At 58.4% G+C, this 11,259-nt stretch carries 9 protein-coding genes; 1 reads left to right on the top strand and 8 read right to left on the bottom strand.

The window, feature by feature from the left end; genetic code table 11:
- Positions 1 to 13 precede the first annotated feature (13 nt).
- Both G8767_RS30615 and G8767_RS30610 read right to left on the bottom strand, forming a co-directional pair.
- Entirely contained in the window at positions 14 to 313 is a 300-nt protein-coding gene (locus G8767_RS30615; RefSeq protein ID WP_007733685.1) for a type II toxin-antitoxin system PemK/MazF family toxin, read from the bottom strand.
- Positions 313 to 549, bottom strand: a complete 237-nt coding sequence (locus G8767_RS30610) for a YlcI/YnfO family protein (RefSeq protein ID WP_007733686.1) — start codon at positions 547 to 549, stop codon at positions 313 to 315. The genes G8767_RS30615 and G8767_RS30610 overlap by 1 nt, the downstream gene beginning before the upstream one ends.
- A gap of 89 nt (positions 550 to 638) precedes the next feature.
- Here G8767_RS30610 and G8767_RS30605 point away from each other — a divergent pair, with 89 nt between their 5' ends.
- Entirely contained in the window at positions 639 to 803 is a 165-nt protein-coding gene (locus G8767_RS30605; RefSeq protein WP_166813627.1) for a hypothetical protein, read from the top strand.
- A gap of 207 nt (positions 804 to 1,010) precedes the next feature.
- On the opposite strand, the gene G8767_RS30600 is transcribed toward G8767_RS30605, so the two are convergent.
- The 6 genes from G8767_RS30600 to G8767_RS30575 all read right to left on the bottom strand — a co-directional run bounded on the left by G8767_RS30600 (position 1,011) and on the right by G8767_RS30575 (position 10,706).
- Complete coding sequence (locus tag G8767_RS30600) at positions 1,011 to 1,607, bottom strand: TetR family transcriptional regulator (RefSeq protein ID WP_230587716.1); 597 nt, start codon at positions 1,605 to 1,607, stop codon at positions 1,011 to 1,013.
- Between the two features lie 109 nt (positions 1,608 to 1,716).
- Positions 1,717 to 2,691, bottom strand: coding sequence for a DUF2637 domain-containing protein (locus tag G8767_RS30595; RefSeq protein WP_030537938.1), 975 nt, complete (start codon positions 2,689 to 2,691; stop codon positions 1,717 to 1,719).
- A 630-nt stretch (positions 2,692 to 3,321) separates the two neighbouring features.
- The gene (locus G8767_RS30590; RefSeq protein ID WP_030537937.1) at positions 3,322 to 3,636 is read right to left on the bottom strand and encodes a hypothetical protein; all 315 of its coding nucleotides are present in this window, start codon (positions 3,634 to 3,636) and stop codon (positions 3,322 to 3,324) included.
- On the bottom strand, positions 3,633 to 4,415 hold the full coding sequence (locus G8767_RS30585; protein WP_007733691.1) for a ParA family protein: 783 nt from the start codon (positions 4,413 to 4,415) through the stop codon (positions 3,633 to 3,635). Before G8767_RS30585 ends, G8767_RS30590 begins: the two co-directional genes overlap by 4 nt.
- Before the next feature lie 4,311 nt (positions 4,416 to 8,726).
- Complete coding sequence (locus G8767_RS30580; RefSeq protein ID WP_007733695.1) at positions 8,727 to 8,984, bottom strand: hypothetical protein; 258 nt, start codon at positions 8,982 to 8,984, stop codon at positions 8,727 to 8,729.
- 774 nt (positions 8,985 to 9,758) lie between these two features.
- The gene (locus G8767_RS30575; protein ID WP_042926643.1) at positions 9,759 to 10,706 is read right to left on the bottom strand and encodes a phospholipase D family protein; all 948 of its coding nucleotides are present in this window, start codon (positions 10,704 to 10,706) and stop codon (positions 9,759 to 9,761) included.
- Positions 10,707 to 11,259 lie beyond the last annotated feature (553 nt).

Below are 11,259 nucleotides of genomic sequence, written 5' to 3'. Positions count from 1 at the left end.
TTCACTGTCGTCATCATTCGAGATCGAAGGCGGCGCGCACGGCTATGGACAGCGATTCCTCTTGCGCTGGAAGAAGATAACCGATGATGTTGCCGAGTGCACTGACGGGAATGGTGGTGATGTGGTCGCAACTGACCACCGCGTCGGCGGATAGTCCGTTAGCGACGCTGACGGACACCTCAGTGGACAGTCCTCGGATCTCGCCGGTGATGGGCGCTACCGTGACGGTCCCGAGGTGTGGACGGACCATCTCTCGGGTGAGTACGAGGACCGGCCGAACTGTGTCGAGCTTGGCTTCGTGAATTGGTCGCATCAGGTCGAGCCTGTTGGCTGTCGATTCACGGCGTGGTGAGCGAGGGGGCTCAAATCATGTTCGGATGTTGCGGCCGAGAGGATCTCCGCGTCTCGTGCGGCTATCTGACGGCGACGCTCCCGTTCGAGAGCGCGCAACACTAGTGAGGCTCGCGAGGCGGCGCGATGTTCCCTGACTTCGTCGTCGAGAAATTCCACGATCTCGTCCGGTAGTCGTACCGCGATCTGCGTGCTCATATGCTGATGGTACCGAAGTGGGATTCGTTTTGGTACCACCATCGCGTGCGAGTTCTGGAACCGATCATTTCAACGGGAGGCAAGGGCCGATGAAGTACTCAGCGGCCCCGACGCGGCACATCTTGCCACGCACACGGTTTCCGCTGTCTTCATCGGTCGATCTCTATCTGGTGTTCTTCAGTCTCAGTGACGGTCCCATCGATGGTTACGTCTCCACGTCGGTACGGCTCGGATCGCTGAAATATTCGCTATGAGACAAAGCACTTCGGGGATTCGACTCTCGATGTCAGGCACTTTGTCACTCCTCTCGACGACGCGACTGCCTCGCTACGGTCGAGGAATTAGCAGTACACCGTGCACACGGTTGGCGACGTCACCGCGAGGATTGAGTCCGATTCCTCTCCCCTACTCACGACCTCGCCAGCGCGCGGACTACGCATCTGAAATCAAATACGCGTTCACTAAGTCGTCGATGCGTGAAGTGAAATCTCCAGGGTCGCCCAGTACCTGTATGACTTGAACTGCGCCGATAAATCCCGCGCACAGATTCGCTGCCAGGCGCTGGGCGGCAGAGGCGGGAAGCTGTCCGTCTGCGATCGCAGTATCGACGAGTCGGCTAACGAGTTCCACCCACTCACGGAAGCGGGTGGGGCGGTATCGAGACCTGCTTCTGTGGTGAGCCTGAGGCCGGCTCGGGCCAGGGCATCGTCGGCTATAAGCGCCGCTGAACCGTTGAAGAATGCAGCCAACTTCTCGATCGCTGGTATTGCTGATTCATCGGTTGTTTGTCGGATTCCGCCGAGCGCGGTCAACCAGTGGTTGATGAGTTCTCTCGCGATCGTTTCCTTGGAGTCGAAGTGGAAGTACACGGCTCCTTTCGTGGAGGCAGCCTCCGCAACGATGTCGTTCATGGAGGTAGCGGCGTACCCATCGATCGAGAATGAGCGTGCAGCTGCCTTGAGGATCTTGGCCTTCGTCTCGTGCGCTCGCTGTTGTCGGGGTCGCTGGCGCGGTTCGGGCGGAACGATCAAGTGGTGTCGGTCGTCTGGGTCGGTCAATGCGGGTTCCTTACCTGCAGTCTGTGGGCACTCTGCTGTGGTCAACCCCTCCATGATGATGCAATTCCTGGCGCTCGGGAACCTTGGCGTTGGCGGGTTGCGGCGCTGCTCACGTTGTAGTGACGAGTTGGTCGGTGAAGTGAACATCGGAGGCTCGCATGTCGATGAGCGGCGGGTTGTCGAAGCCAGCTGCTCGGGCCGCGGTATCGAACTTTTCGTATCGGCGCCACGAGGTCGATGTTGCAACGGGAGGGTTGGACGTCTGGGCGATCAGCTCCCAGGTGAGAGTCGGGTCTGCAAGCTTGCGTCGTGCGGTGTCCTTGACAGCGTCGGGCAGGTCCGATGTGGCAATGAACCATTCGAGTTCGGCGTGCGCCACCGCCTCTGCGTTCGACGGCTCCGGGTCCACTGAAGACCCCGTTTGTTCGGAGGGGCTCGGATGCGGAGCGCTTTCCGGCGCGTCATGCGTTTCTACGACGCCTAAAGAAGGCTGGGCTCCTACGGCTGTTTCGTTGCACATGACGACGCTTTGCGTAGCGACCGTACCCACACCTGCGGCAGCATTGTCGATCTCGATCTTGTAGTCGGAATATGCAATACCCGTTGCTTTGATCAGGATTCCCAGACCGTGCGTGAAGGCGAGTACGAGCACCGGCGGAATGACCGCGATCATGGCAGCAACGGCCGGGTCGAGAGGCGTGTAGCCGATACTCTGACCTGCCGCAACGGCCTGTTGCGCAACTGTTGCGGAGTGGAACGCATGGTAGGCGTTCCCGAGGATGCTGATCGCGACCACCGCAACAGCAACAGCAACGTAGAAGTACTTGTCGCGTCGATGCATCTTCAGTTTGCTCAGAATGACGATGGCGACGGTGGATCCGAAGATTGCACTGTCAACGATGACGGGAAAGATCCATGCGAGGTTTTCGGGGATGGTTCCTTGGCGCGCGAGGTCTCGTTGGACCGCGAAGGAGAGGACAAATGCGCCTGCGGTGATCCCGATTGCGATGAAAATCGCGATGAGAAGTGCGGCGATCAGTGCTCCAAGCTGGATCCGCGCTGCGCGCAGACTAAAATCACCCATGATCGGGTTTTCCTTCCTACAAGGGGTGTTCTCGGTCTGGAGTCCCGCTGGTTGCCGCCGGCGGGACTCCTCCTGGTTTCGGAAGATTTCTTCTGGTTGTCCTCCTGCGTTTCGTCCGTTTTGCGTGCGGTGAGGGTTGACAGCGATTTCTAGCGGTCGTATCCGAGAGTCGACTGATGTTTTTTGCGTCGCGCTCAAAGCACGTCGGCGATGTCGTTCCAGCTGCGTGCCTGTTGATCTGAGAGTGACGTGGGGTGGTCTGCAATTTTGCGTGAGAATTGCGTGACTGCAGCGGATTGTTCACGCAATTTGCTCCAGGCTTTGCGCTGCCAAGGCTTCTAAGTTCTACAGAACGGACAGTCAGCAGATGAGAGGGACATGGCATTGCGCGCGCAGCAAGGACTTCCCGCCCCGGCGGTTCACCTCCCGCCCGCACCCGACAGCCGTTCTCAATATCGAGGTCCTTGGAATGTCCCCCACATATGCCTACTCGGCTGTCGTGCCAGGCGCCTCTAATTAGGTCTTCCAGCCGAAACACAAGATGCCCTCGCCCGGGGGCCGAACTCCACAATCAAGAATTAAGACAATCCATCATGCGTGCACGCAGTGCATGCCATGCACGCGGGTCCCTTATAGTCCTCTGGCCTTCAAGTATTCGTCAAGCGCGGCCTCGGTCATCGATGCCTCGCTGATTTCGCGATCGCCAGTCTCGTACCGCAATTTGTCGACGCCGCGCCGGAGGCGATCCTTGGTCGATGGTTTGATGCGCGTGTTGTGGGTCATCGACAGCTTCTCCTCCTCATCTTTGCGGGCGCTGAGATCCGCTGAAGGCGATGGTGGCGTAGCTGCAGGTGCCGCGGGGGTCGCGTCTCCCCTGGGCGGACGTTCCGGGATGAGTTCAGCCGGATGTGTCTTACGAATGGCAGGTTCCCGCTTCACGCTCATGCCGGGGCTCCGATCACGATGGGCAACTCAGCGAGCAAGTCACTGTAGGCAAGTTGCAGCGTCAATGCTTTCCCACCCTTGAACTGGTGAATCGGAGTGCGATTCGAGTGCGCGTCCTGGCGGGCCGCGAGTTCCGGGATCGATGTCTTGGCGACGAGTGAGCCGTAGGTTTCCCGTAGCTCGCTCTCTCTGAACTCGTGTTCGCCGGTAGACCGTTTACGACTGATCACGATCTTGTCGAATTCCAGCTTCGGATTCGCCCGTTTACGAACGGTGTCGATTGTCTCTTCGAGCTTCTGAACGCCACCGACACTGTCGATTGTGGGTTCAGTGATGGCGACAACGCCATCTGCTGCAATAAGAACCGCGAACAGCACCTTGCCCATATTGGGAGGGCAGTCGAAAAGCACGGCGTCATAAGGAGAAAGGTCGAGCCCTTCGAACGCAACGTCTAGGCGAAACACCAGGTCATTCGACCCATCCGACTCGATTTTGCCGAGCTCTTCGTCTGCGGGAATGAGGTCGACGCCATCCCATGGGGTGGCAATGATCGCCTCGGCTGCAATGCCTTCTCTGGTCTGGTTCATGAGGTGGTAGGCCGTCATCATGCCCTCTTCGAGAGTGACGCCGAGGCCGCCGGTCGTATTGCCCTGTTGGTCCATGTCGACGACAAGTACTTTTCCGCCGACCGCGGTGATGGCGCTGGCAAGCCCGAGAGTGGAGGCCGTCTTGCCTACGCCACCCTTCTGGTTGCCGAGTGCGATTTTGCGTGGCTGCATTGCGGACCTTTCATCGAGGGCGTTGACATTTGCGAGGCGTGCATTGCGTGTAAACCACGCGCTGCATGCAATATGTGCATTGCTTGCTGTGTGCGCAATCCACGCTGTACGTGGGCTGCATGCAGACTGTGCGTGACGGGCAATCCGAGCTCTGCATGCATTGCGCGCTAAGTCTGCTCCACTCGCTAAACACGCACACTGTGCATTACGTGCGCGCGTAGCATAACACGCATGTCATGCGTGACGTACAAGCCTCGCACTCTGCGCGTGTCATGCACGAATTGCATCAAGTGCAACCCTTGCGTTCAGCGCGTGCAATGCTCATCACGCGTTCACCGCAACCCATGCACGCCATGCGCGACATGCTACCCATGCCTCGCTAGCAAACCCCGCATGCTTTGCACACATTGCGTACCTCGCTAGCCAAGCACTGATCACATACAACGCATGGCGTGCTCTGCACGCACCGCTAGCGGTGCTACCTCCGCACGCACGCGTTGCTCTGCATGCAAACCATATAACGCTCGCAGCGCACGCAGGGCACGCATGACGCGGTATGCAAGGATTGCACGCATGCCATGCACTGCTAGCAGGACATGCCTTGCATGCACCGCACGTCTTTCACTTCTGCATGCAATGCATGCTGTGCATACAGACCACGCATTGCGTGGACGCGCAAAATAGCAGGTCAATGCACTCATTGCCATCGAACGAATCGAAAAACATCTGCCGTGAGTGTCACACACCGTTGCAAAAGGTCGACCGACCAAGAGCAGCTTGGCTGCCACGATCACCCGGTAGCGAGGCGTTCCAGACACGAATCGAAACGTGTGACAGTCCTTCTCGATCAGATTGTCAAGGAAGTCGAAGGGACGCTATTGGGCAGCCAACTGACTAAAGGCGGAAATATAGGGTTCAGCAATCTCCGCTGTGCGCACAGAACAAATTGCTCAACCGTCGCGAGCGGTCCTGCCCAGCCATCCGCCGATGCACCGCCCTTGCGGGATGGAAGGAACGCGCCAACCTTGCGAGGCGGGCAAGACAGCCTGCCACTTCAGAAACTTTCTGATGTTCGCACCGGGGGCACTTCAATAGAACCCTGTACCCCTTTGAAGGCCAGAACATATTTCATTCCATCGGGGTCCGAACATCCAGGGCAGAAGGAAGGACTCACGTGAACCGCACGGATGGTGAAAAAACTGAGACATGCGTGGGACGAACAACCGCACTGATCGAGGGGAGGGGGTTCCAATTCTATTGAGAGATACAGCCGACTGACTGCCAGTCGGGGTGCTCATCTAACTCACGAACAACATTGCGGAATCATCTCAGGACACAGCGGGGGCCCGCGGTGAAACGAAAATTCTGCGCGAAAGGTCGGTCGCGGTGTGAACCCGGACGTGTAAGGGAAGGGACGTGTGGAGATCCGGATCAGTCGAAGTTCGGCCGCGACGGAATGACCGAAGCGAGTCCGAGCAGGCACTAACTTTACGTCACAGTGACGCAATTAGGCTTGGGGACGGGGTGGGAAGAATCAGTTCCGTTAGGCTTGATTTCGCCGCTTTGCGAGCAGAAGTTTCGGGTGGGTGGGCACATTTCGAATACAGCGACGCATGAATCGCAACGCCGAAACACACGCACTTCTCGACCGAGTGGGGAGGGGATGGAGACAGCTTCCCGTCTACAAGTATCCCGTGCACGATGCCGGCGCTGCCGTGCCGACGGCTACGAACGACGCAAGGTGGCCCACCGTTTCACGCAACAGCGCTGCCATACATGCAATGCATGCCTTGCAACGCACGCATTGCATGTATGGCATGCGCGACCAGGATGCCTCGCAAAGCATGCGTCACACGCAGTGATCGCACCATGCTTCTCTGCACAAAAAGCCGTTTACCTGCGCAAATAAAGATGCTCAGTCAGGTACATGTCTCGGAGAGATAGACCGATAGACGATCCGAATACCTACGGGCGCGTCTGCATTGGAGGAAACGGCAGTCGTTTCAATCCCTCTCGGATGTTGAACCCGTACCAGCGCGGCGTTCTTCAAGCGCAGAGAAGCTGACCGCCGGCCCGCCATTGACTGGCTCGGGCGGGGTCAGTTCTCCGAAAATGGCTGTGGAGCTCCGCGTATTAGATCAAAATGTTGTCCTCCGGGTTCTTTGTGTCCCGATCAACGTCGCCATGAGTATTTACACCTGTGGCGATCAGGGTGCTGTGCCACGGATCGCCACACTTCTCGGCAACGCTTGTCGATCATCGTGAGGCGTGTTTTTCGGACGTGTATTGCTTGGCCGGATTGGGGCCAGTAAAGCCTCAATGCTGCTGCGTGCATGTCAGGTGTGCCCGAATGCTGGCTAGGATCTTGGCGCGGTGCTCCGGGTTCGCTGCCATTTTCGTACGTTGAACATGTGAGCTTTCAAGTAATTCTTGTTCCCTCTTTCGCGCCAGGTCGGCCGATTTACGCTGTTCACTGGGCGATTCTCCGGTCCAGTCGATCCCATCGAGCCTGCGTCTGAGGTATGCCAACGGTGAGATCAGGCTTGATCTTGTTGGCCAGATCCACCCCCGGTCTGCTGTGTCTCGGGAAAGCGTCTGTGCGATGTCACGTCCTGTCCATCGCGTCGTATCGATCTTGACATCGCGGAGAAGATCACAGATCGCCCCGATATGTCCGGTCGGTCTGAGAGCCGGCGCATGGTTGACGAGTTCGGCTGCAGTCCTCTGAAGTGCCAGAGGCCGCGGTGTGATCCGAGAAGTGCTTCGTTTTTTTGTTGTGAGCTGGGCTCGCGCGTGCGCGCGTTGGTGAGTTCTTCCTAACGGAAGAACTTCAAAAGATAAAAAACCAACACTAGATAGGGTGTCAGTTCCTATCGGCCCTGGTCGACTGCTGTGGGGCTGATAGACGCGATTGACGTCGGGCCTCAGAGAGTTGTGAGCTCTGTGGCGGGTTGCTCTTTCAGAGGCGCGAGACGGCCGCGTCTTGGCGAGTTTGCGGTGAGGTGTGGTTGCCACGATTGTTCGAGGGGATGACAGTGACCATGTCGATGCAGCGCGGTGCTGTTGACCCCCGTGATGGGCTTCAGCAGCCAGAAATTCCAGGGTTTTGAGGTTCCGTCCCCGGACGTGTTCGATGCCCATTCCCAGCGCGATGAGCACTCGCCTGGCGCGATTGACAGAGGATTCGCTGACTTTGGCCCGGGCAGCGATCGTTGATTTCGCTGCGGAGACCCCGCGGCCGGTGTGGGATTCGGCGAAATGTGCGTGAGCTTGAGCCACTGCGTAAGCCTTGTCGGGCTTGATCAGGTTGCGCGCGCACAACGCCTTGCCGGCCGGGCTGGTGGTGTGATGGCGGAATTGGCGGAGCCATTCCCTGCGTGATGTCCACACTGGAACGCGTGCTTGTTCCGTTGGTTCGACAGGTAGGGACCAAGAGCGTCCACGCTGGCAAGTGGACTCGTTGAGTTGCCGTGTAGCGGATTCGAGGCGCGCGATACGTGAGAGAGCATCGTCGACTGCCGCTTGCCATTCGTCGACTTCTGTCGATTGAGGAACAGCGGATTGGGTGCCGATGCGCGACACGCCGAAGGTTGGTGATATGGAATGAGTTGGGCTGTATTCAGGGTATGCGCTACCCTGAGACATACCTGCCATAGGTAAGTCCCTTCCAGGGGATGCAGTACGAGCAGAGAAAGCGCTAACTTTCGAAGCTCACCTCTCGAGAATGTTCGAGAACAGATGTCGGAGAACCTGCCAGTTCTCAGTCGACGTCAAGGACCTGCCAGTCCTTATTTCGCCGCGATGCGGTCCGCTCCCAATCACCCCCTTCGGGGGCCTTTGTGCTTTTCAAGAGGTCTGCGCTGTTTAGTTAGGTATCGGGGCACTTCGTTCGTTGTCGGCTAGGGGCGGCCTCCCTGTCTGCGGGTCCGCTGTACGCGCGTCACGGCCGCGGTTGTTCGGAAGGTCTGTTCGATCCGGCGGCCGCACATCGGTACCACTATGGGTACGGTGCTGGCTTGCTCGGATGGGACATTCGGGACGCAGAAGTGTGATCCGAGCGCCGCGAAAGCCGAAATGTGATCTGGACGTGCCAAAAATGACACCGCGAATACGTCCGCGAGTATGGCGGAATTGCGTTTCTGCGATATCATCGAGTAAGCACCGCCTCTTCCTTTCGAGGTAGTGGTGGTCACCGCCTCTTCCTTCACTGGGTTAGTGGTGGTCAGGGAGCTGGGAAGCTCTCACAACCGCATAAACGGACAGCCCCCGATGCCGCCAAGCCCTGGGGGTTGTTCGCTGTCTAGGGGTAGTTCATGCGCCGACCGCAAGCTGCTCGATGCGGCGCAGTGATCCAGCGGCCTCGACCTCAAGCAGTCTCAGCTGGTCCGGATGCAGTTTGTCGATGATGTAGTCCGGTATGTCCAGTCCATGGGTGATGGCCAGTATGAGCACGGAGTAATCCCCAGCAGGGATTCCGAGTTCGGCGGCCCGATCCTCGTACACCTTGTGCTGCTTGAGGGGAGCACGAGTCGCGATGTGTCCGCGAGGTCCCTTGTTGTGCTGTGCCATGAGGAAAGACTAGAACCAATCTGTAACTGATACGGGTAGGCGCGCTTGTTCGGTGTGTCGCGTGTGGTTGATGTTGCCATGGAGTTCTGAGGGATTTTGCGGCGGCCCGCCTCACAGGCCGCCGCCGGCCCGACCAGGGAGGGGCTTGACGGACCACCTCTGCGGCTTCGCTGAAGGTGGAGTTTGGGTGCGTTGGCGGTCGGCGGTTCGATGATGGGTCTAGCGTCGGAATCGGGTTGGATTCTTCGGGAACGAATGGAGATGCTTGGCTCTCATGCTGTCAGACGCCGGGGAGGTTCATGTGCGACTGAACGCGGGGGAGGGGTTATGTAACCCGCGTGTTGGACGGCGCTTCCGCAGACTGCTGCCGTGTGTCGTGGAGATGGATGGAGACGGGGGTCTGTGGACAGTCGATGGTGCGTCTGCGAGCTCGATGGCTCGGGTCACGTGTCGAGAGGAGCACCTGAAAGATCCGGAAAGGCACCTTAACCTGTCAGCTGCCGAACGTAGGTTTCCAGCGGGGAGGGTTTGTGCCTTCGTGTTCGCCTGCGAATCGTGAGGGACTTCGGTTGGGGGAGGTCGATCCGCGTATATTGTCACGCGGAATGCTCTTTATCGCAGTTGCGCAGAGGATTTCGTTCACCGGATTCGAACATTAGAGTCGTGCGTCGTTCGACTTCCGTGAGTACATTGCTCGGATCGACGTATTGACGGTGCGCTGTTCGCGCACTCGAAGGAATGCTTCGCATTCCGTCAACATTCGTTTCTCAGGACTCAAAGGTTCCACAACGCCAACAGTTCGGCCCGAAGACTGAGCGAGCGAACGTAGTGGTTGGACCGCAGTTGTGCGCTGGGGTGCCCGACCTCGACGAGATACCTCTCGGTGTCTGCCACAGGAAGCGGTAGCAGGTCGTTGCGAACGCGGAGAAAGAACTGAAAATGACTGGGGGAATCCGGTATTCGATCCTGGTTGGATATCACGACAGCGGGTGGCAATAACAATTCGTTGTCCGTGGAGACGCGGATGACGACGTCCCCACGTGCCATGCTGCTTGGTTTTCCGAGTCTGAGTGTTTCGAGTCGATATCTCACGCTCGGATTGACCGAAAGATGCTTCGTTGAAGTCTGTTTCACAGGTGCGATGCGCACGGAGGGACGGGTTTCGTGATCGCTGACTTGCCTGATAAATACTCGGTTGGTCGGAGCAAGAGGAAAGTCGTTGTCAAGGTTCTGCATTCGGCCAGTGATGCCAGGTATGGGTACGGCACGCCCGATCGCCCATTCGCGCGCGGCGTTGTCGATGAATATTTGGTCTACAGCAGTGGTTTCGTCGATATTGTTGATGAACGCGCGACTGTCGGCAACCACTTGGGGGTCATCGGAAATGACGACCGCTTCATGGGTGAATGTGGAATTTTCGGAAGCATTCGGCGAGCCGATTACAGCTCGTTGGTTCGTCACGATGACCTTGGCGTGCAGTGTTGACGACGACAGGATGCGAACGCCCTTGCTGAGGTAGTGCGCAAGAACGGCAGGTGAAGTGGCGTGGGCGCGGATCGCCGCGGTAGAAGCATTGACGATCAGAAGGTCTCCACTGCGAAGTGGAAGTAGTTCGGGCGCAGGGTGTCCGAGATAGGGGACAGCGGCATAGCGTGGGCCTCGCGTGCGGATCGCGCGAGTGATGTGTGGCCACGGGTTCGGTCCGTGGAAGCTGGTCCCCATAGCCTAGAACGGTAGCGCGAATCGGGCCCGATTTCTGGCGCCTGCGTGAAAGCTGCCGTTGTTCTGCGTCGTCTCCGGAGCAAAAGAAACTTCCGGATATCTGTGATCTGTCGTGGAGGTCGAAGAATGTTGTAGTGATCAACCCTGCCGGGTCAGACGGCGTTAAACCCCAGTGCGACTGCAGCGCTGTCGATTCGGCGTGCGATTTCAATACGGGACGGTGGCAGTAATGGTGCCGGACGGGTGGGAAGGGTCTGCTGCTTGTTCGAGCAGCGCCCCGCACAGTGCACCGGGAAATTTACCGCGGTACGCGATGCCGCGGGGGTGAGGGCGGGCGTGGTGGATCGTGCGGGCCCATGCCTGGAGGGGCGTGTAGGCCTGAGATCGTAGGCGCTCGCCGTGTGGATATCGGGTGGCTGATGTAGTGTGAGGTTCCCCCCAGGTAGTGGACACCGAGATAGCGGGATCACCGGTCCCGCTGGGAGGATGTTCACATGTCGCGGAAGCGTCGGTCGTTCACGACCGAGTACAAGGTCGATGCAGCGCATCGAGT

It is taken from the genome of Rhodococcus sp. IC4_135, assembly GCF_011602025.1.
Taxonomy (GTDB): domain Bacteria; phylum Actinomycetota; class Actinomycetes; order Mycobacteriales; family Mycobacteriaceae; genus Rhodococcus_F; species Rhodococcus_F baikonurensis.
The sequence above is the reverse complement of the archived record's forward strand: the minus strand, read 5'-3'. Positions and strand labels throughout refer to the sequence as shown.